We start from the raw sequence: 20,352 nt of genomic DNA, 5'->3' as shown, positions 1-20,352 counted from the left end.
ATTATATCCTTGAGCCATCCTATATTTACGTAAAAAAGACTGCTCTCTAGGCTGACTATATCCAGCCCGGAGAGCAGTCCTTGTAAGTACAGGCTTTATTGGAACGCCTTACGCTTGCTTCTTCTCCGTTAAATAGTATAGGAAGGCCAAGATCGGCAGCGCCAGACCGATCAAGCTGGTCAGACTCCAGCCCCCGTACGCATATGCCCAGCCGCCCAGTGAAGAGCCGATGGCTCCACCTACGAAAAATATCGCCATAAATAATCCGTTTAAACGTCCTCTCGCTTCGTTGCCAAGGGAATAAATTGCCCTTTGTCCAAGCACCAGATTACCCGATACCCCCATATCCAGCATAATAGCTGCTGCAACCAGCAATCCGAGCGTCACTCTTGAATCATTCTGAAACAAGTAAGCAAGAAGAAAAGCCACAGCTGCCAGCACAAACGCAAGTCCGGTCAAAGGGCGGGTCCAGCCCCGGTCAGCCAATCTCCCAGCGATGGGAGAAGCGATAGCCCCAGCCACTCCGGCTAGCGCAAACAAGGCAATGCCTTGCTGACTTAAATGATACGTATCGGCCAGATGCAAAGAGACCGTCGTCCAGAACAGGCTGAAAGCTCCAAACAGGCTAGCCTGATAAATCGCACGGCGGCGTAACACTGGCGTACTCTTCAGTAAAGTACCTAGAGAACGGATCAATCCGCCATAATTCATTGTAGGCACAGGTTGGCGCTGCGGCAGCACACGGGACAATAGAAGTGTTAATAAGGCAATCACTACGGCGGATATGGCATAAATCGCATGCCAACCCCACAATCCAGAGACAAAGCTGGCCAGTGGCCGGGCGAACATAATACCGAGCAGCAGCCCACTCATTACATTACCGACCACCCGGCCGCGCTGCTCTTCAGTAGCCAGAAAAGACGCATACGGCACAAGAATCTGGGCAGCTACGGAACCGAGACCAATGAACAGGGATGCTCCCAAAAAGATCGCTGCATTCGGAGCTAGTGTGGCTGCTACCAGTGATACCACCACCACAGCCAGCGACACCACTGTCAGGCGGCGATTCTCAATAATATCGCTAAGCGGTACTAAGAACAAAAGTCCAAGAACGTATCCTACCTGGGTCAAAGTTACAATCAGACCCGCTGCCCCAGAAGAAAGCTGCGTAGCTTGGGCGATCTGTCCGATCAGGGTTTGGGCGTAATACAGATTGGCCACAATTAGTCCGCAGGAGGCCGCTAATAGAAATGTAATCCATCCAGGGATCGTCTTTCCTTCCGCATGTTCCTTGACTGGATTCACTGAACTTACTGAACTTACTGAACTTACAGGATTCATTCGTCTTCCTTGATTCATAAGATCTCCACCCTTCGATTCTAAATACTGAACGCAACGTTCATTAATTGATTTAAATATATACTGAACGTTCAGTTTTGTAAATAGACGATTGGCTACTTCATATAACCTTTTGTATAATGAACGTATAGTTTCTTTTTAGATCGCAAGTTAAATAAAGGATAGATTAATCGGGAGGGATCTCTGATGGATAAAAAAAGAGGACGGCCGCGCAATAGCGAAGCCGAGGCTTCTATTCTGGCAGCATCGTATGATCTACTACTAGAGACTGGATTTGGTGCGGTGACCGTAGAGAAAATCGCGGAACGGGCCAAGGTAAGTAAAGCGACCATTTATAAATGGTGGCCTAACAAAGCAGCTGTGGTCATGGACGGCTACCTCTCTGCAGCATCCGCAAGATTGCCAGTGCCGGACACCGGTTCGGTCATGGACGATATTATGATGCATGCCACAAACCTGGCTAATTTTCTTCGCAGCCGAGAAGGAAAGATCATTACCGAGTTGATCGGCGAAGGTCAATTTGATGCTGGTCTTGCTGAGGCCTATCGTGCGAGGTTTTTCGCTCCCCGCCGCCAAGAGGCGCGACAGTTGTTGGAGCGTGGGGTGACCCGAGGCCAATTAAAAGCGGATCTGGATATTGGGATCATGATTGATCTGCTGTATGGACCGATATTTTATCGGCTTCTGATCACAGGGGATGAGCTAGACGAAGCTTTTGTGAAATATATGATCACCTCTGCCTTTGAGGGCATCAAAGCATAACAAGAATAAACGTCTTTGGCGAAACTTATACTTTCTTATATTTTAAAAAGCCATCCTTTGCAGGATGGCCTATCACTTATATTTACACCGTTCGATCTAAATTAACTTCAAACGTGTCTCCAGTTACATAATCCATATACCTCGTATTCCCATCGTAATCCAAATAAGCTTGATAGCGGGTACGAATAGCCGGTTGTGTAATCCAATCAAGCACTTTCTCTTTTGCCACCCACATCACTTCAGAGGTTTCCTCCGAGGTACATAATTCCCCACCCACGGGCTTGCAGATAAAATCAAACATGACCTTAGTAGGAACATCGGTTACACCGTCATACCATTTATGAATGCCTGTATTGGAATACACACCAATCAATAGAGATACCGTGACATCTATTCCACTTTCCTCTTTAATCTCTCGAATTAATGCATCCACCAGGTTCTCTCCGACCTCTACTTGTCCACCAGGAAATACCCATCCACCATCATGAGTCTTTACTAAAAGGATATCTCCTTGTTCATTTTCTGCGAATCCACCTGCCGCTACAATATGTGTTGGCCAAGCCATAGAATGCACCTCTTTTTAGAAGAGGTTAACAATTTAATCAGCATTTGTAAACGATATTTTTCTATTCCATAACGCTTTAAAAGCTTCGCAATGCTCTATTAAATCATCAAACTTTCCTTCACCCACGACCGAGCCTTGGTCCACTACCAGTATCTTATCAACGTCTTTTATAAAATTTAGTCGGTGGGCAACAATAATGATGGTTTTATCCTTAAATTCCTGCAAAATCGTCTCCATAAGGCTTTGCTCCGTAATATTATCAAGTGCAGAAACAGGTTCATCTAGAATTAGAATGTTTCTTTTCTGAGCAATGATTCTGGCAAAAGCTAATCGCTGTCTCTCCCCGCCTGATAATTTAACCCCTTTTTCACCTACCAAAGTGTCTAAACGATCCGGTAATTGGCTTACCTTTTCTTGCAGATGAACCTTTTCCAAAATCTCATACAACTCTTCATCGGACAAGGAATGCTCATCAAATACAATATTGTCCCTAATCGTAGCGTCAAAAATCGGCGTGTCTTGTGATAAGTAAGAGATATGATCATAGTAGCTATCCAGATGGATCTCATCGATATCCTTACCGTCCAATAAGAGTTCACCTTTGTCCTTTTTTAATAAGCCTACGATTAACTTAATCAGAGTTGATTTACCGCCCCCACTTAATCCGACAATAGCAACCGACGTTCCTCGTGCAATCGAAAAGGATAGATTATTCAAGATCTTCACTTGCCCATAATCAAAAGATACATCCCTAAATTCAATATTACCGTGGATCTCAGTGATAACTTCTCCTCGTTCTAGATTCTTATCTTCTGGGGCATGAATAAACTCTTCAAATCTCTTGTAGGTCACTCTATTCAGTCTGTAATCTACAAAGAGGACATTGAAGATAGCAATCGGCGAATAAATCTTATCTATAAACATAAACAGTGCGACCACAACACCAAGTGACGTCTCACCTGCGACAATGCTTTTCACACCGTAAATTAAGACAACGACTTTAATAATCGTGACAAACAACTCGAATATCGCGAAAAAAGCTTCATGGATCATTTGTAACTGAGCATTTTTTTGAATGATAGTGCGTGCAGTCTGGCTTAATTTATCGATCTCTTTCTCATATCTTTTGTTCGTTCGGAAGACGACTAATTCCATAAATCCACGGATAGAGAATCTGGACATCTTTTCTTGTTCCTCTAGAATGGCCGCCTTCATCGCATACAGAAATTTCAACAGCAGATTCGTTATCAAAAAGACGACCACGTAGCCAACAGCAATCACTACCATGATCCTTAAATCATAGAAACTGATAAAGATAAGACTGAACAGAAGAGTGGGCAATAACTCATGTAATGTTTTGAGGAAAAAGGAGAAAATTATGCTGTTTCCAGCCGCTGCTCCATTCTCGATCACTTTAATCATCTGACCTGTGCCCATATCCTGATAGGCTTGATAGTCGATTTTGGATATTTTAGATAGTGCAAGTATCTTTAACCTCTCCGTTATACTGTTCGATAAATACACACTAGGGTATTCATCCACATAATTTAGGATCACCACCCCAGCCAGCAAAAGGCCGTACACCAAGATTAAATTAAATATCTCACCAAAGCTGTTGATCACCGTGACCTTGTCTAATATTTTTTGAAACACTACAATGCCTAAACTACTCAGCAGTTGAATAGTAAAACCCAATAAAATATAACCGCATATCCACCATTTCAGGTGAGCTAGACTCTTTTTCAACATATCGTTAATCCCCTATCTTTTAATTGAATGCAAAAAAGCCAGGCAACCCCACCATCCAACTGTAAAAAACCATCCACAATTAAACGGTTCTCAAAGTTAAATAGGTTAAGTGCCTGGCTCTATACAAAAAGCTGCCTATGGCACCGTTCAAAGCTCTAGTTAATGTAATCAAAAGGGTAGACTCCCCCCTTGATAGCTGGTACGCGTTTGACCCAGCCCGATAACTAGTTACTTCGAACGATACGGAAAGACATCCATTTCACCCCAATTAAAAGAATTGTTCCTATTATAATTCTCTAATCCATATATTTCAAGAATTACGTTTGACGATACGTAGTCCTGCCACTTGGCCCACCTTATATCCTTCTTGCGAAGCGAACTTGATCGTAACCGCTGATTTGCTGCTCGTGATCGTCTGCGGAAGCTCGTAACGAATGGTCTCCAGCTTGTTCATCTCTTCAGACTCAAGGACGCCTAGCCCAAGTTGCTCCCCATCTGCTGTAATATCGAAGGCCACCGAAGTATCATTGGACTTCAAATACGTTACCACCAGATCCACTTGCTCCTCTGGCAAGACTTCCATCGTGAAGGAGAACCAGCCATTGATCCAGCTATCGCGATACTTGCGGTTATAGATTTTGCCTAAGCCTACATACTCTCCTTCGAAGTTATGGTCACGTTCAGGTTGCATTTCAGCAGGTTGTACCGAATCGACGGTTAGCTGTTCAAGCAGCAAGTTATTCTCCATGGCTTCGCGATATTCAACTTCTATCAGCTTCCATTCCTCCGGCGTGAACAAATCCCAATAAACGGAATAACGATGATCATGCATAGGGTAGAATGGACGAAGCTCATGGTCTCCTGCATATCCTAAACCTTTCATCCGGAACACATTTTTGCTAACGTTAGACTGAATCAGGCTGTACGTTAGTGTCTCGCGATCTCCGATTAATACAGAAGCAAGGGCGCGATCACTGCCTAGCTCAGCATTTATAGGTCCAAAATCACCTGCAAGCACAAGCGGTCCATAGAGGAATGCAATTCGGTTTGGATTATCCGGCATGGACTCGATTCTTACCGACATCGGAATATCATATTCGACAACGTCCCCATCCTGCCATACTCTATCCAAAGCTAGGTAGCTGGATTTGCCCACATTCACTTGAATGTCTTCACCATTTACTTTAACGCTCATGCCTTGCTCAGCCCAGTAGGGGTATCTTAGCTTCAATGTGAATTTAGTTGGTTTCTCCGTGCTGATACGCAGGGTGCCTAGTCCCTCTTCAGGGAACTTGGTCTCTTGCTTCAAACTAATGCCTTGCTCTTTCCAAGTCACTGTTGAAGGTGCGTACTGATTCACATACAGCTCATCTTCACTATGGAAGTAAATCGCCGAGCCATACATAGAATGGCTTTCCATTCCTGAGCCTACACAGCATGTAAAGCTCTCAAACTGGGAGTTGAACGACTTATGTCCACCCATTTCGAGGGATACAAAATAACACACACGTCCATCAACCGGCTCCTGAGAAGCTAGGATATGGTTATACATTGCACGTTCGTAGTAATCCGCATATGCGGGATAAGCATCCCACTGGAACATATGCTTGGTCAGCTTCAGCATGTTGTAGGTATTACACGTCTCACATGAACCCTCTCCCAATCGATCGTTCAGCTTATCCGGTTCACCAAAATGCTCATTATAGCTGTTGCCGCCGATCACGTAAGAATGATGATTCACAACACGATCCCAGAAGAAGCGAGAGATACCTGCATAATGCTCCTGTCCCGTTACCTCATACTGTCTTGCCGCTCCAATAATCTTCGGAATCTGAGTATTGGCGTGTCTTCCTGCTAATGTGTCTTTTTCTTCGGCAAGATCATTAAGGACTTCTCCATGGTAAAAGCTTTCGGCTAAGGTGAGGAAACGGTCATCGCCAGAATCCTCTGCCAAATCTGTGAGGACTTCATTCATGCCGCCGAATTCACAACGCAGCACCTCTTGGATCTGATCTTTATTCAGTCCTGCAAAAATATCTTCAAGCCACAGCCCAAGCTTCGTTTCAATAACGAGCGCCTTCTGATTTCCGGCCAATCGATAAGCATCACGAAGTCCCGCAAACAGCTTATGCATCGTGTACAGCGGTACCCAGCCACCGTTGAGGTCAAAGCCCTGTGAGCGAATGTCGCCTACCTTCACTTCCTCAAACAGCTCTTTGCCACGAGGAATCCCGGAAATGAAGCCATTACCATGCGCATCCTGACAATGCTCCAATTCGTCTACTACATAATTCACGCGGGTGAGCAGCTCTTCATTCCCTGTAGAGGCATACATTAACGCACATCCAGAGATATAATGGCCTAGCGTATGGCCGCTAATGCCTTGAGATTCCCAGCCTTCATAATGAGCAGCCTTAGGCTCTAAGCCAGCATATTGGCGAAAACGCGACAGAAGCCGATCTGCCTCAAGCTTGAGTAAATAATCCGTATTTAACTCCATCGCATGGAGAAGTGGACCTGAATCAATCCGTACATTCTGCAAATCAAAAGCTTGCGTCTTCAATGAAATCGCTCCCTCGCAATCTTGTCAGGGTGATATGACAAGTGTATATTTGTATCCATAAGATAACATCGGAACGTTGATTTGTCGGTAGATCAGCCATACAAATGGTGGACAAATCCGACTTATTAATTGCTAGGAGGACCGCATGACCTATTTGAGAATAAATGCAGATATACCTGTTCATTTTACTGCGGCAGGTGAATTCATCTCAGAAACGCCATGGAAGCATGTGGAGCGTGTTATGGGGAACTACGAACTAATCATTGGCGTGAACAAAACGGTATATTTGAGTGAGGAAAACAAACAATTTGAAGTAGGTCCTGACGAAGCTCTTCTGCTTATGCCTAATCGCACGCACGTCGGCTATAGAGAGTCACGACCCGGGGTTAAGTTTTATTGGTTTCATTTCGAACTGACAACCGAGGGGTTATTACTGAGTGAGGAGGGAATGAAGCCTGAGGCAGAAGAAATCTTTTCGCGCACACAGCGCTTATGGTCCGTACATGATCTATATCTACCACAGTTCATAAAGATCGAGCACAGTGACCGGATTCATATCCTGGCGAATCAAATCCTCCATGTGGCTAACTCAGGATATTTGACCTATTCCAGCGTTAATTATTTGTTGACCTCACTCTTAATTGAGTTATCTGAGCATGCACTTCAGCCGTTCGCCAGTAAGCTAATCCGTGCGCAGCAAGATGTCACCTTTGTAAAAATAGCCGAGTGGACAAGAATACATGCAAGTGAACCTCTTACGGTGGCAATCATCGCGGAGAAATTCAATTACAACAAGGATTATTTAGCCCGGCTATTTAAACAACATACCTCGATGGGGCCTTTGGAGTATATTCATTCCGTACGTGTGACTAAAGCGAAGGAGCTGCTAACCAGAACCGCCCTCAGCGTGAGGGAAATCGCGACAGAGACGGGGTTCACCGACGATAAATATTTCATGCGACTCTTCCGAAAATACGAGAACATGACACCGACCCAATATCGTAACGCCTATCATAAGACGTTTATGAATAATGATTGAAGTAAAAAACTGCGGTAGGCTTCAACGTTTTGAAAAGAGTTTGAAACAACACTCCGTTCGCGGAGCCCCCTCGCCATGGGTTGAAGAAGGGGGAAGCGGATCCTCCGATAGATAATCAGGGAATTTCTCCCTAAAAAATCTGATATTCTGTTCATTTGTCTAGTGATTAGGGAATATCTCCCTAAAATTCGACCAATTTGTTAAAAAGTATAGATATTACCCCGATTTTAGGGGAAAATTCCCTAATTGCTCTCAAGAAAAGAAGCTACCTCTAAGCAGCATACACTACTTTTGAGACAACCCCTTCTCTAACTTACAATCTTTAAATTATTGAATCGTTTGCGAAGAAGAATTCCATCGCCAGCGCGGAGTCGATCCTTGCAGATGCACCCCTCCATACCATTCATCGATTCCTTTTTTCTGAACCCAGTCTTCATTTCCAGCCAATACACTTTTGCCTAGCTCGGTTAATGCAAGCTCGCAGTCTTTGAATGGCATTACTGGATCGTTATAACCAGGAAAATCATTGAACCCATAGGTTTGCAGCAAAGGGTACGGGCGTTGTGCCATCTGTCTTAGAATATGCCAATATTGCAAATCGCCCATGCCTAGTATATGAAGCTTATCTCCCACATTTTTGAACAACCCGTAAGGGGAATTCATTCCAGCATGAATCATCTCCAGAGTCATCTGTTCAACAATACCAAGTCCATTAGAGGTCGATGGGAACCGAGATAAATGCGCTATGAAGGCGTCATGTGCAAATGGCAATGCGGACGTATCCTTAGTTAGTAGCTGTTGTAATGATTCTGGATTCGGTGATACATAGGCTTCCCAGAATTCTTGGCCTACTTTTAACTCCTTGTCGCCGATTAACTTCCAATTTCCTGATAAAGTCCCCATTTGCTCTACAGATAGTTGTCCAAGTCCTCGAAACAGCTCAATGCCGGGATATTCTCCAATGCACAATAAACTCAGCTTCGTGGATCCCTTCTTCTGCTTCGAGAACCAATGGAGCAAATAGCACAGCATCGTCTGATCGAATAGATCATGCTCGAACCATAATACAACTTCATCATATTTATGAAAATCAGCTAAGATCTTTTCCTGTTCCTTACTGATCTGTATAAATTCCTTCTGCGGAATCCCCATCGTTTGTTCTAAATAATGCGCTCTTACTAAGCGGTTATTCTGTTCCGCAGGGTCTAAAAAGACCGGCCCATGAGAGTAGACCTCTCTCCATACTAATACATCACCTTGCACAATTCCCTGACGCAGCTTATCTCCCACTACATCTCCGTTTACAATATGAAGCACATCTTTTCCTCCTTCGTACAAATGATTGAACACGGAGAGGACATCCGCTACAGGTAGCGCACCCTTAAGCTTGCGGCGAGCATCAAAGAGTCGTTTCTTCAAAACCGGGACTGAAGTCCCCAGAAAGTCAGCAATCTCTTGAAGGGAATATCCCTGAAAATAATATAATTGAACGGCGATCCGCATATTGGATGTCAATGCAGCTATAGACTCGTGAAGCAGTCGTCGCGCTTCTTTTTTCTCAATAATGTCCGCCACACTAAATGAAGATTCTGTCGATTCCACAGCTTCATCGTAGGGTAATGCAGGATGCTGCTTTCTTCGCAAGATGCGATAACATTGCCGCACCACAATCGCTTTAAACCAGCCCGGGAATGCCTCTACTGCTCGTAATTTATTCAAATGCAAAAAGGCTTCTGTGAAAGCTTCCTGCACAGCATCTTCCGCTAATTGATAGTCACGCAGCTTTTCGAACGCAACTGCATTGGCCATCGGTGTAAAGTGCCTAACAATCTGTTCAAAAGCTTGTCGGTCTCCTTGTTTAGCCTCTTCGATATACTGAAGCATTTTCTCCCCCGCTCCCTTCTTCCGTATTATATACAAGTGCCAATGAAGTTTCTAAAGGTTACGGATGGGATTGAAAAGTCAGACGTTATTTATTTTTTCCTATTACATCCTTTGCAACCTCTAGAGCTGAAGAGGCTCGCGGCCAACCTACATAAAAAGAAAGGTGGGTGATGGCCTCCACGATTTCTTCAAGTTGTAAGCCGTTCTCTAAAGCCAAGCGCAAATGATAGGGCAGTTGTTCCGTCATACCCCCCATCACTAAAGCAGAAATCGTAATCATGCTACGATCCCGAAGTGATAATTGCTCCCGTCTCCATAAGTCCCCAAATAACACATTTTCCGAGTAGTCGACGAATACTGGAGCGAACTCCCTAACGATTCCCGTACATTTGTGACGATTTTCCGATGTGCCATATTACACCTCCCTAACCGGAGGTTGTAGCATTTGAGCAACACCGTTACCAAACGACCAATCTTCGAATTCCGTGTCGACGAGCACAATGAATATATCTTCTTTTCTGATGTTTAGCGTCATCGATAATTCCTCGGCTAACATCGCGTAAAAGCTTGTTTTCTGCTCCGTCGATCTTCCGGATTTTAGCGTAACTTGGATATATATCAGTCCGTCGCTTCGTTCAATATTTAAATAATCTTTACTATAAAAAAATTCCCCCGCTTTATGCGCATGAAAAACCTGAAACATATCATCCTCCGGTACATGGAAATGCTGAATTAACGCGCTCATAATCGCTCTACATATTCCTTCTAGCTGATGAATGTCGTATTGTTGCTCCAAATAACTGACTCTAATGAATGGCATTTTAATTCACTCCTTCTTTGGAATTCTTTTATTGTACTCTCAGTGTTTTGATTTATATAATTGAATAAGATAATAATCTTAATCAATTATACCGATAGAGGTGACAATCGATGGATCTAAAAGAACTGATGGCTTTTAAGACCATCCTTCAAGAAGGCACTTTCTCACGTGCTGCCGAAAAGTTGAATTATGCGCAGTCTACCATTACCAACCAAATTCAACGACTTGAAAAAGAACTGGGCATACAACTCTTTCACAGAGGCTGGGAAGTAGAACTGACAAGTGCTGGGCAAGTTTTTGCAGCGGAAATCGATAACCTTATTCAACATTGGAACTATGTATCAGAACTCACCAAGGCTTTACAGCATGACGAAATTGGCACACTCCATATCGGAGGCATTGAATCCATGATGGAATCCGTTCTACCGAACGCCTTGCGAAAATTTCATGAGCAAAAACCAAAGATGGCATGTAACTTCATTCAGGGTAACACTGATTCGCTCTCACAACTTGTTCTACAAAGTGAACTGGATTTCGCCATCTGCGGTGAGCCGTCCGACCTGTCTTTCTTTTATTTCGAACCGCTCTATCACGAGAAAATCGCTTTTATAGTAGATCACAATCATCCTTTAAGCGGACGAGACAATATTTCATTTCGAGAAATTCTTGAATATCCAATTATAGCTGGAGGACACACTTGCTTATATTATCTTCGGTTAGCTGAGCAATTTTCGAGATTCGAATCAAAGCCCACTCTATCCACCATAAGTCAAATTTCTGCTATTCCTCATTTTATAAGAAAGAACCCTGGGGTGGGGGTAGTGCTTGATTCGACAGCTTTAATGACAGATATCGTAAAAATCGATGTTGAACTAAGCGAGCCGTTCATTCAAGTTGGTATATTGCAGCGGCGCAACCGAGAATATCTAGCAACATCATCAAAAAAACTATTCATACAAATCATAAAAGAGGAAATTGAGAGGATTAGTAACGCTAATCCTACGCTCCATATTTGAACCTCAAGCTAGTTCCATATATGATAGCTATATCATTGTTCTCAGGGAGGATTCACCCAAGTGGCTGTATTAATTAACGAACAAATTAGAGCATCCGAAGTAGTACTTACTGGACTTAGAGGTGAGAAGCTGGGGATTGTGTCCAGAGAAGAGGCGCTGGCCATGGCTCGTTCAGCAGGTGCTGATTTGGTATGCACCTCACTAATGAGCAGCCCACCGCCCTGCAGCCTAGCTGCAAAGGGCAAAGCAAAAGCGGCCGCGCAGAAAGAAGCAGCCTCAGCACGCAAGGCTAGTGGTGGCTCAGCAGCAAAGGGCGGCAGCAAGGAGAAGGTCAAAGAGCTCCGCTTCACGGCTCATATTGAAGAGCATGACTACGATACGAAGCTCCGTCAGGCTGAGAAGCATCTCCGCTCCGGCAAGCCGGTGCAATTAGTCGTGAAGGCATCCGGCGCCAAAGAAGCGGCTGCCTCCAAGGCCGTATTGGAGCGACTAGTGACTGACTTGAAGGAAGTTGGAACGAAGGACACTGGCATCCAGACAGGTGGTAAAGGGTCACAGGTGAAATTAAATCCACGTTGAAGAGTGGCCTATTCGCTCCGATCATATAGAGCTAGTAAAAAGGCCATCCTCTGTGGGATGGCCTTTCACTTCATAGGCAATGTTCTTACTCACTCTTAAGCATTCACTTTAAACATGATTTCCCATTAATCCCCTCGGGCGATAGTTCATGCCGCCAGCATAAAGGTGGGAAACATCTCCTAGTCCAATACATCTAGGAACCGCAAAGTTCTCGCTGCGCTCTTCAAACAAGATCGTCGTTACCGAGCTTGGCGCTAACCAAAATACGGACCAAGCCAAAGCTAAAGGAATCTGTAATAAATGAGCTAGCCATGCGAGGCCAAAGCCACCATGGCATACTACTCCAATCTTCTTGGTAGAAGGCTCAAGGATCCGATACAGGCCATCTTCTCTTTTATAATGGTGTCGAAGTAAGAATTGATCTGACGCCGCTTGTAATTCGCTGAACCGCAATCTGTATTCCTCTTGCTTCAACCAATGATCTGTTTCATCAGACCATACTCTCTTTCCACTCGATAGTTCGCTAATATGTTCTCCGGGGCTATCCCAAATAGACGACAATTGTCCATCTAACATAATCTCTGTCCAATCCAGTTCACAAGTCCAAGGTTCTGTCTGAATTACAAGTCCCGTCTCTTTGGCCACATAACTGGCTGTTGTCTGCGCTCTACCCAGTGGTGAAGCATATAGTTCATCCAGACCGATAGATGCCATGCGTTTTCCTAGTGCTGCTGCTTCCTGATGCCCGAATTCTGTTAGACCATCTATGGAATAGTCCGGATCACCATGACGAATCAGAAATATTTGCATAATAATGCCCTGCTCCCCTCAAATCCAGCCTTTTTCCTCTGCCAGTCGTACCGCCTCAATTCGACTTTTCACTTCCAGCTTATTGAGTATTTCTGAAATATAATTGCGAACAGTTCCATAAGAAAGATGTAGTGAAAAAGCGATCTCCGCCGCCGTTTGCCCTTCACCAGCCAGCTTTAAAATCTCTCGTTCCCGTGCTGTTAGTGGATTTTCTTCCCGCAGGCTACCAAAAACTAACTCAGGGGATACCTCCCGATGTCCAGCCATTACACGGCGAATAGATTCAGCCAGCTTATCTACAGGCTCGTCCTTCAACAAATACCCTTGTATACCAGCCTTCACTCCACGCTCGAAATAGCCCGGACGGGCAAAGGTAGTCAAGATGATAATTCGAGTCGGACAACCTTTACTCCGCAATATTTCTGCAACCTCCAGCCCGCTCTTGAACGGCATTTCAATGTCCATGAGACATACATCCGGCTGAAGCCTGTCGATTAAAGCTAACGCCTCCGCTCCATCACAAGCCTCTCCGACGACTTCGATATCATCCTCAAGATCCAGCAGGGATGCCATCGCTCCCCGAAGCAGACGTTGATCCTCCGCTATAACGATGGTTATCATGCACTCTCACCTCCTGTTGCTTCCTTAACGATTAGAGGGATCATAACGATCAGCGTAGTTCCCTGACCTTCTTCTGAGCTTAACGACAGAGAGCCATCAATCAGGGATAGACGTTCCGCCATCCCCTTCATACCATTTCCATCACTAAGCCCACCATTACATCTCTCACCGTTCTGGAGGCCAATTCCGTTATCTTTAACGGTAACTCGAACTTCTCCGGCGGTCTTTACCACCCCGATGAAGCATTTATCCGCTCTACTATGCTTCACAATGTTAGTCACTGCTTCTTTGATACAGAGGCTGAGAATATTTTGCGTCAGATCGGATACTCCCTCTAGCGAGATATCCCCTTCCACTTCCAAGGCAATCTCCGCCGTGCGCAGCATCTCCCCAGTTTCTGCCAGTTCTTCTGCTACTGAGATCGCACGCATTTCCGACACTAGCTCGCGCACCTGACGGAGCGCAGCCCGCGAAGTACGCTGAATTTCCCGCGCTTCCTCTTGGGCTCGCTCCGTATTTTTGGTCACCAGCTTCTCTACGAGTTGGCTTTTTAATGTAATTAAGGACAGCGTATGCCCGAGGGTATCATGCAAATCACGAGCGATTCTCATGCGTTCCTCACGCTTCACCAACTCTTTAATCACCTCATTAGCTTGATCTAGCTCTTTCTCCAGCTTCTGATGTTGATGCATGGATCTTACGCCGAATGGCATAATCAGCATAATAACGATAAACGGGACTAAGAACATAATACTCACCCATTCCAACTCACGGCCTACTAAGACCAGCACCGAAAGTACCATGACCACAAAAGAAGTAAATGCAATTTTAAACCCTTTATTCTCCGTATAATAAGCTATAAAATTCACGGTGAAAAAGCCCATATACAGATTAAAAGGCGTATAAAACAAGCTAAGCACCACGATGATCACCATTTGAGTCGTTAACCAAACATTAAACACGCCACCCCGTACCCAATACAGCTGGCGATAGCTGATGGCAAACACCGCTATCATAATCCCACCTAGAATGAGCTTCACTCCAGTCTCCGCGCGCAAATTCAGGATGGGCAAAATCAGATATACAGCCCATACATAAGGGAAAAATCCCTGACTTCTCGGAAATAACTGGAACTGTCCACGCTCGGTCATTACTTTACACCGCTTCCTGTTTTTTTCGAATATAAACCGATAGTAACATAAAAACTACCAAATATCCGAGCAAAATCAAGACATTACTCCAATGCGGGGCTGAGCCACGTACAATCTCCCATGCCCCATTTCCATAGTTATAAGAAGGTAACCAATGACCAATCTTCTGCATTAAACGTGGTAAAATCTCAATTGGCATCCACATGCCCCCCGCTACAGCAAGCGCCATATAAATCACGTTACTGACTCCACTAGCCGTATCCACCCGTTTCATAGCACCCACAAGCGTACCAATCGCCAAAAATGGAAGGGAACCGATCAGAATCCATAGCCCACTAAGCACCCATTGACCCGCAGATAAGGAGACACCGTTGATTAAATATCCTGCGGCAAAAATACAAATGACCGAAAACAGATGCATCATCGTTTGCCCGAACATTTTTCCGAAGAAATAAACAGAACCCGGTAGCGGGGTAATCCGAATAAAGGTAGTCCAACCTTGTGTTCGTTCTTGCACTAAACGGATGCCAAGCGTCATGATCGCAGAGCCCATTACACTAAAGGTTGCCATCGACATTAAGTAGTGAGCGCGCCACGTCGGATCATCGTTACCTGTATTAACCACGCGGGTGAAGATGAAATAGAACATAATGGGCATGAGCAATGACCAGAATACGTAATAAGGATTACGGATGATCCTCAGCATCTCGGCTTTACACTGTACAGTAATTAATCTCATCTTTAGATAGCCTCCTCTTGGTTCATGGTCAATTGTTCAAAAGCGTCATCCAAACGTCCCTGATCTATACGAACATCCTTCACGGGAAGTCCAGTAACAAAAATCGCTCGCAGCGCTTCATCTGTATCGTCTGTCGTCACATGAATTCGGCCTTCTTTTTCATAACAACCCTCAATAGCGGTTAGTTCCAGCAGGCTCCTGCGTAATTTTGATCGATCACCTATTGGCAAAAAGGACAGCGAACGCTTCACAATCCGCGATTTAATCTCATCTGGACTTCCGTCTGCAACTAAATGGCCTTTGCTAAACAACAGAATACGATCCGCAATATCTTCAGCTTCCTGTAAGTAATGTGTCGTGAACACAATCGTCTTGCCCTGCTCCGCAAGTCCACGAACCGTATCCCAGAACCGCCGCCGGGAAGTAATATCAAGTCCAACCGTAGGTTCATCGAAAAAGATCAGCTCTGGATCACCAGCCAGGGCCAGCGCGAAGCCTAGACTACGCTTTTGACCGCCCGAGAGCTTCTCGGCGTATCTATTCAGATCCGCTGGCGCAAGCCCTGTAGCTTTAATTAGAAACTCCATATCCATCGGCTGTGGATAATAGCTACGGATCAGAGCAATGATCTCCCGAACCTTCAGCCGATCCATCACACTTACCTCTTGCAGCATCGCACCGGTCTTTTCACGTACCATTTTATCTTTTGGATGTTGTCCAAATATTTTCACTGTACCTTCAGTGGGTTCTAATAGCCCCAATAACATTCCCAATGCCGTTGTTTTGCCTGCTCCGTTTGGTCCAAGAATAGCTGTAATCGAACCTTTGGCAATGTTGAAGCTGATATTATCTACTGCTTTCTTATCCTTATATAATTTGCTAACTCCATTCATCTCAATAACACTGTCCATTTCGTAACCCCTCCGATTCCGAATGCGTTTGATCTATTTCAATCATATGGAAAAAGGAGACCTGACATTAGTATGGACTGTCATTTCTTTAAGATGACAACTGTCACCTTCATGCCTCAGGGTACGAAAAAAAGGTTGCCCTACCCGTAGTTTTAACTACGAATAGGGCAACCTCTTTAATCGAAAATACTAGATTACCTCTTAAAGAATCCTTTTTCGAGCAGGAATTCCTTCATATGCATTCGCGCTGGCTGTGCCAGCCGTTCTGCCATAATCACAGACCAAGGTGTATCCTTGGCACCATGAGTCCGCTCACGCATATAGTCTGAAGAGACTTTATCGTAAGTCTTGACCTGCTCCACTGTCGTTTCGGCATTGTAGCGATTGCGATGTAGAACAGCCTCTAATGGCAGACGCGGACGCAGGCTTGTGGCTCCATCAGGGTAGCCCACACACATTCCAAATATCGGGTAAACCAGCTCGGGCAGTCCAAGCAGCTCAGAAACCTCCGCAATCCGGTTACGGATTCCGCCGATATAAACAATTCCGAGCCCAAGCGATTCCGCAGCTACAGCAGCATTCTGAGCAGCAAGCGCAACATCAACGGTAGCTACAATAAGGTTCTCAGCAGAATCTTCATACGATGTCTCTCCCTGCAAATGAGGTTTTGTCACCTCACGCAACCGATACAGATCCGCGCACCAGACCAAGAAGACTGGGCATTGTTCTATATAAGCCTGATTACCCGATAATCCGGCAAGCTCTGCTTTTATAGCCGGATCAGTCACTGCAATAACACTATAGGCTTGTACACTGCTGGAAGTCGAAGCCATTTGGCCTGCTTCAATAATAGCTGCAAGCTGCTCTTCACTTACTGGCTTATCCTGATACTTGCGGACAGATGCATGGTTCATTAATAGAGATATTGTCTCGTTGTTTTCTTGCACAGCGGCCACTCCTTACATAGTTAGGTTTCTCTTAAAGCTTTACCCGCTGCAAACGAAGTGCATTCAAGACGACGGACACAGAACTGAATGCCATCGCAGCTCCAGCTAGCCATGGAGCTAGAAATCCGAGTGCAGCAATCGGTATACCTATTGTATTGTATGCAAGTGCCCAGAACAAATTCTGCTTAATATTACTCATCGTTTTACGGCTCATCATAATGGCATCGGGTATGCTCTTCAGATCTCCCCGCATCAGTGTAATATCTGCAGCCTCCATTGCTACATCCGTCCCTGTACCAATCGCCATGCCCGTATCTGCAGTAGCCAGTGCAGGAGCATCATTGATGCCATCCCCAACCATAGCTACCTTTGTCCCATTCCGCTGCAGCTTACGAACTTCCTCCGCTTTGCCTTCTGGCAGAACCTCTGCTAACACTTTTCGAATACCTGCTTGCTTCGCAATAGCTTCTGCGGTGATTTTATTGTCACCTGTAATCATAATGACCTCTATGCCCATCGCATGAAGCGCAGCTACAGCTGCTTTTGAGGTTGGTTTAATCGTATCCGCTACAGCGACAATCCCGGCAATCTCATCGCCCACCGCTACAAGCATAGCTGTCTTTCCTGCCTCTTCCAGTCTCTTCATGACTGAGGTCCACTCTGTGATGTCCAATTGATGATCTTCCATCATACGCCGTGTACCCACCCTAACTTGTTGATCGGAGACAACAGCCATAATTCCCCGTCCAGGTACATTATCAAACTGTTCAGCGGTGGGTAAGATCAAACCTCTGTCAGCGGCTCCTGCAACGATAGCTTCCGCAAGCGGATGTTCTGATAATTTCTCGGCTGCCGCAGTTAAAGCTAATAGACGATTCTCTGCACTTTCTTTACCATAAGCGGCAATTCCAGTGGTAGTCACGATATCAGTCAGCATGGGCTTACCATTTGTAACCGTACCTGTCTTATCCAAAACAACGATCTTAATCCCTTGTGCGCCTTCTAAATGCTCACCACCCTTGAACAGAATACCAAGCTCTGCAGCGCGGCCTGATCCCGCCATAATGGAGGTCGGTGTTGCAAGACCTAACGCACATGGACAGGCGATTACGAGCACCGCAATAGCTTTTTCAAGGGCATCGGCAAATTGACCAGGTGCTGCCCAGAAGTACCAGACCAAGAAAGTGATCATCGCAATGCCTACAACAATCGGTACAAAAATACCTGAGATGACATCCGCGATCCGCTGGATCGGCGCTTTGGAGCCTTGGGCCTCCTCCACTACTCTAATGATTTGAGCGAGTGCAGTGTCTCTTCCTACTTTGTTGGCTTTGATTCTTAAGATCCCATTCTTATTTAATGTAGCACCGATAACAGTATCTCCAGGTTTTTTCTCTACAGGAATACTTTCTCCGGTCAACATAGACTCGTCCACAGAAGAGGAACCCTCTACTACCTCACCATCCACCGGCACCTTTGTTCCGGGCTTCACCAATACAATATCACCAGGAATCACTTCATCTGTAGAGATATTCATTTCTTTGCCATCGCGGATCACGAGAGCCGTCTTTGCCTGAAGCCCCATTAAGCTCTTAATGGCGTCAGAGGAACGTCCTTTGGCTAGCGCCTCGAACCATTTACCGACGAGGATGAGTGTGATGAGTACAGCACTCGTCTCATAATACATTTCAATGTCATGATTCATTCCCTTCATACTTAATGAATCAATCGTCAGATAAAGACTGTAGAAATACGCTGCTGATGTCCCCAGTACGACCAACACATCCATATTGGCACTTCCGTTACGAAGTGCTTTATACGCGCCTACGTAGAACTGCCAACCGATGATAAACTGTACGGGGGTCGCCAGAACAAGCTGAAACCAAGGATTCATAAATAACTCCGGTGTTGGAATCCAGCTTGTGAATGAAAAATGACCTGCCATCGCCCATAACAATGGGAAAGAAAGAATAGCAGAAATGATCCACTTCCACTTCTTATGCTGAATTTCCTGTACACGACGATCCACATGATCCTTGCGGTCTTCTTTAAGAGTAGCTTTATATCCGATATTGCTTACCTTCTCCATGATCTCTCTTGGACTAATATTACCGGGAGTATATTCTACATGTGCCGTTTCCAGCGCTAAATTCACATTCACTGCTGCGATCCCCGGCGTACGACTCAACACTTTTTCGATCCGCGCCGAGCATGCAGCGCAGGTCATGCCTGATATATCAAAATCCGCGGTCTCTTTGACGGTATCATAACCAAGAGCGCGGATTTTATCTTCAATTTGTGGTAACCCTGATACAGAAGGATCAAATCCGACAGTGGCTTGTTCCAAGGCCAAATTTACATTTGCGCGAGAAACACCCTCCATCCGGGACAAACCTTTCTCAATTCGAGCTGCACAAGCAGAACAGGTCATGCCTGTAATCTGTACGGTCGCTTGCTGTTCATTGGGTGAAGCTGTTATTTTTAACTTATCCATGATTCCAAAGCCTCCTCATACCCCTATAGAGTATGATAATTTCTATAAAAAGAAAAGGCATTGGAGCTTATGGCATCCCCATACAGCTCCAAGCCTTATTACTGTGCTTCAAATTAAACTACATCATACCCTTGCTCTTCAATAGCTTCTTTAATAGTTCCAAGGCTCACCTTGTTCTCATCATACTCAACGGAAACTTTTTTAGCAGCAAGATCAACTTTAGCAGTAGCTCCAAGATTACCTACAGCCTTCTCTACAGAGTTGACACAGTGACCACAAGACATTCCTTCAACGTTTAATGTAGCGTTCGACATTATAATTACCTCCAGTAAATGTTATGAAG

General features: G+C 45.0%; 20 protein-coding genes. 4 read left to right on the top strand and 16 right to left on the bottom strand.

Going from position 1 to position 20,352, the window contains the following annotated elements; translation table 11 throughout:
- Window positions 1-108 precede the first annotated feature (108 nt).
- The gene (locus tag MKY19_RS01950) at window positions 109-1,359 is read right to left on the bottom strand and encodes an MFS transporter (RefSeq protein WP_339799923.1); all 1,251 of its coding nucleotides are present in this window, start codon (window positions 1,357-1,359) and stop codon (window positions 109-111) included.
- Between the two features lie 186 nt (window positions 1,360-1,545).
- On the opposite strand from MKY19_RS01950, the gene MKY19_RS01945 reads away from it, so the two are divergent.
- Window positions 1,546-2,121, top strand: a complete 576-nt coding sequence (locus MKY19_RS01945) for a TetR/AcrR family transcriptional regulator (RefSeq protein ID WP_339799921.1) — start codon at window positions 1,546-1,548, stop codon at window positions 2,119-2,121.
- An 82-nt stretch (window positions 2,122-2,203) separates the two neighbouring features.
- Here MKY19_RS01945 and MKY19_RS01940 read toward each other — a convergent pair whose 3' ends face one another.
- The 3 genes from MKY19_RS01940 to MKY19_RS01930 all read right to left on the bottom strand — a co-directional run bounded on the left by MKY19_RS01940 (window position 2,204) and on the right by MKY19_RS01930 (window position 6,998).
- Window positions 2,204-2,686: an NUDIX hydrolase gene (locus MKY19_RS01940; RefSeq protein WP_339799919.1), complete on the bottom strand. Its 483-nt coding sequence runs from the start codon at window positions 2,684-2,686 to the stop codon at window positions 2,204-2,206.
- A 33-nt stretch (window positions 2,687-2,719) separates the two neighbouring features.
- Window positions 2,720-4,435, bottom strand: a complete 1,716-nt coding sequence (locus tag MKY19_RS01935) for an ABC transporter ATP-binding protein (protein ID WP_339799917.1) — start codon at window positions 4,433-4,435, stop codon at window positions 2,720-2,722.
- Window positions 4,436-4,745: 310 nt separating this feature from the next.
- The gene (locus MKY19_RS01930; RefSeq protein ID WP_339799915.1) at window positions 4,746-6,998 is read right to left on the bottom strand and encodes a beta-L-arabinofuranosidase domain-containing protein; all 2,253 of its coding nucleotides are present in this window, start codon (window positions 6,996-6,998) and stop codon (window positions 4,746-4,748) included.
- Window positions 6,999-7,143: 145 nt separating this feature from the next.
- Between MKY19_RS01930 and MKY19_RS01925 the strand changes: the two genes are divergently transcribed.
- Complete coding sequence (locus MKY19_RS01925) at window positions 7,144-8,037, top strand: helix-turn-helix transcriptional regulator (RefSeq protein ID WP_339799913.1); 894 nt, start codon at window positions 7,144-7,146, stop codon at window positions 8,035-8,037.
- Between the two features lie 327 nt (window positions 8,038-8,364).
- Here the strand turns inward: MKY19_RS01925 and MKY19_RS01920 are convergent, their stop codons facing one another.
- The 4 genes from MKY19_RS01920 to MKY19_RS01905 all read right to left on the bottom strand — a co-directional run bounded on the left by MKY19_RS01920 (window position 8,365) and on the right by MKY19_RS01905 (window position 10,741).
- Window positions 8,365-9,921, bottom strand: a complete 1,557-nt coding sequence (locus tag MKY19_RS01920; protein WP_339799911.1) for a sigma-70 family RNA polymerase sigma factor — start codon at window positions 9,919-9,921, stop codon at window positions 8,365-8,367.
- Window positions 9,922-10,006: 85 nt separating this feature from the next.
- Window positions 10,007-10,255, bottom strand: coding sequence for a carboxymuconolactone decarboxylase family protein (locus MKY19_RS01915; protein WP_339799909.1), 249 nt, complete (start codon window positions 10,253-10,255; stop codon window positions 10,007-10,009).
- Entirely contained in the window at window positions 10,198-10,335 is a 138-nt protein-coding gene (locus MKY19_RS01910; RefSeq protein ID WP_339804586.1) for a hypothetical protein, read from the bottom strand. The genes MKY19_RS01915 and MKY19_RS01910 overlap by 58 nt, the downstream gene beginning before the upstream one ends.
- Before the next feature lies 1 nt (window position 10,336).
- Window positions 10,337-10,741, bottom strand: a complete 405-nt coding sequence (locus tag MKY19_RS01905; protein ID WP_076300080.1) for a tautomerase family protein — start codon at window positions 10,739-10,741, stop codon at window positions 10,337-10,339.
- A 110-nt stretch (window positions 10,742-10,851) separates the two neighbouring features.
- Here MKY19_RS01905 and MKY19_RS01900 point away from each other — a divergent pair, with 110 nt between their 5' ends.
- Together MKY19_RS01900 and infC are read left to right on the top strand one after the other, a co-directional pair.
- Window positions 10,852-11,757 carry a LysR family transcriptional regulator gene (locus MKY19_RS01900; protein ID WP_339799907.1) on the top strand — a complete coding sequence of 302 codons (906 nt, stop codon included), beginning with the start codon at window positions 10,852-10,854 and terminating at the stop codon, window positions 11,755-11,757.
- A gap of 60 nt (window positions 11,758-11,817) precedes the next feature.
- Window positions 11,818-12,336 (top strand): translation initiation factor IF-3, encoded by a 519-nt coding sequence (gene infC / locus MKY19_RS01895; RefSeq protein ID WP_339268355.1) that lies wholly within the window; start codon window positions 11,818-11,820, stop codon window positions 12,334-12,336.
- A gap of 108 nt (window positions 12,337-12,444) precedes the next feature.
- On the opposite strand, the gene MKY19_RS01890 is transcribed toward infC, so the two are convergent.
- The 8 genes from MKY19_RS01890 to copZ all read right to left on the bottom strand — a co-directional run bounded on the left by MKY19_RS01890 (window position 12,445) and on the right by copZ (window position 20,323).
- Window positions 12,445-13,146 carry a histidine phosphatase family protein gene (locus tag MKY19_RS01890; protein WP_042184312.1) on the bottom strand — a complete coding sequence of 234 codons (702 nt, stop codon included), beginning with the start codon at window positions 13,144-13,146 and terminating at the stop codon, window positions 12,445-12,447.
- 18 nt (window positions 13,147-13,164) lie between these two features.
- Entirely contained in the window at window positions 13,165-13,767 is a 603-nt protein-coding gene (locus MKY19_RS01885) for a response regulator transcription factor (protein WP_042184310.1), read from the bottom strand.
- A complete protein-coding gene (locus tag MKY19_RS01880; protein WP_339799904.1) occupies window positions 13,764-14,918 on the bottom strand; it encodes a sensor histidine kinase in 1,155 nt (384 codons plus the stop codon). The genes MKY19_RS01885 and MKY19_RS01880 overlap by 4 nt, the downstream gene beginning before the upstream one ends.
- Window positions 14,919-14,922: 4 nt before the next feature.
- Window positions 14,923-15,657 carry an ABC transporter permease gene (locus MKY19_RS01875; protein ID WP_042184306.1) on the bottom strand — a complete coding sequence of 245 codons (735 nt, stop codon included), beginning with the start codon at window positions 15,655-15,657 and terminating at the stop codon, window positions 14,923-14,925.
- 2 nt (window positions 15,658-15,659) lie between these two features.
- Window positions 15,660-16,568, bottom strand: a complete 909-nt coding sequence (locus MKY19_RS01870) for an ABC transporter ATP-binding protein (RefSeq protein WP_042184304.1) — start codon at window positions 16,566-16,568, stop codon at window positions 15,660-15,662.
- Between the two features lie 194 nt (window positions 16,569-16,762).
- Window positions 16,763-17,515 (bottom strand): oxygen-insensitive NADPH nitroreductase, encoded by a 753-nt coding sequence (nfsA, locus tag MKY19_RS01865; protein WP_339799902.1) that lies wholly within the window; start codon window positions 17,513-17,515, stop codon window positions 16,763-16,765.
- Window positions 17,516-17,546: 31 nt separating this feature from the next.
- Entirely contained in the window at window positions 17,547-20,009 is a 2,463-nt protein-coding gene (locus MKY19_RS01860; RefSeq protein ID WP_339799899.1) for a heavy metal translocating P-type ATPase, read from the bottom strand.
- 113 nt (window positions 20,010-20,122) lie between these two features.
- Entirely contained in the window at window positions 20,123-20,323 is a 201-nt protein-coding gene (copZ, locus tag MKY19_RS01855; protein WP_339268345.1) for a copper chaperone CopZ, read from the bottom strand.
- Window positions 20,324-20,352 lie beyond the last annotated feature (29 nt).

It is taken from the genome of Paenibacillus sp. FSL R5-0744 (assembly GCF_037972555.1).
Lineage (GTDB): Bacteria > Bacillota > Bacilli > Paenibacillales > Paenibacillaceae > Paenibacillus_AQ.
Note: the sequence above shows the minus strand (reverse complement) of the source record. Positions and strands in the feature narration are given on the sequence as shown.

What these genes read in the sequence shown, in the direction of transcription:
- MKY19_RS01925 (WP_339799913.1), top strand. Translation starts at nt 7,144, where the DNA reads ATGACCTATTTGAGAATAAATGCAGATATACCTGTTCATTTTACTGCG.
- MKY19_RS01950 (WP_339799923.1), bottom strand. Translation starts at nt 1,359, where the DNA reads ATGAATCAAGGAAGACGAATGAATCCTGTAAGTTCAGTAAGTTCAGTA.
- MKY19_RS01935 (WP_339799917.1), bottom strand. Translation starts at nt 4,435, where the DNA reads ATGTTGAAAAAGAGTCTAGCTCACCTGAAATGGTGGATATGCGGTTAT.
- MKY19_RS01880 (WP_339799904.1), bottom strand. Translation starts at nt 14,918, where the DNA reads ATGACCGAGCGTGGACAGTTCCAGTTATTTCCGAGAAGTCAGGGATTT.
- MKY19_RS01885 (WP_042184310.1), bottom strand. Translation starts at nt 13,767, where the DNA reads ATGATAACCATCGTTATAGCGGAGGATCAACGTCTGCTTCGGGGAGCG.
- MKY19_RS01910 (WP_339804586.1), bottom strand. Translation starts at nt 10,335, where the DNA reads ATGGCACATCGGAAAATCGTCACAAATGTACGGGAATCGTTAGGGAGT.
- MKY19_RS01875 (WP_042184306.1), bottom strand. Translation starts at nt 15,657, where the DNA reads ATGAGATTAATTACTGTACAGTGTAAAGCCGAGATGCTGAGGATCATC.
- MKY19_RS01940 (WP_339799919.1), bottom strand. Translation starts at nt 2,686, where the DNA reads ATGGCTTGGCCAACACATATTGTAGCGGCAGGTGGATTCGCAGAAAAT.
- MKY19_RS01945 (WP_339799921.1), top strand. Translation starts at nt 1,546, where the DNA reads ATGGATAAAAAAAGAGGACGGCCGCGCAATAGCGAAGCCGAGGCTTCT.
- MKY19_RS01890 (WP_042184312.1), bottom strand. Translation starts at nt 13,146, where the DNA reads ATGCAAATATTTCTGATTCGTCATGGTGATCCGGACTATTCCATAGAT.
- copZ (WP_339268345.1), bottom strand. Translation starts at nt 20,323, where the DNA reads ATGTCGAACGCTACATTAAACGTTGAAGGAATGTCTTGTGGTCACTGT.
- MKY19_RS01870 (WP_042184304.1), bottom strand. Translation starts at nt 16,568, where the DNA reads ATGGACAGTGTTATTGAGATGAATGGAGTTAGCAAATTATATAAGGAT.
- MKY19_RS01900 (WP_339799907.1), top strand. Translation starts at nt 10,852, where the DNA reads ATGGATCTAAAAGAACTGATGGCTTTTAAGACCATCCTTCAAGAAGGC.
- MKY19_RS01860 (WP_339799899.1), bottom strand. Translation starts at nt 20,009, where the DNA reads ATGGATAAGTTAAAAATAACAGCTTCACCCAATGAACAGCAAGCGACC.
- MKY19_RS01920 (WP_339799911.1), bottom strand. Translation starts at nt 9,921, where the DNA reads ATGCTTCAGTATATCGAAGAGGCTAAACAAGGAGACCGACAAGCTTTT.
- MKY19_RS01905 (WP_076300080.1), bottom strand. Translation starts at nt 10,741, where the DNA reads ATGCCATTCATTAGAGTCAGTTATTTGGAGCAACAATACGACATTCAT.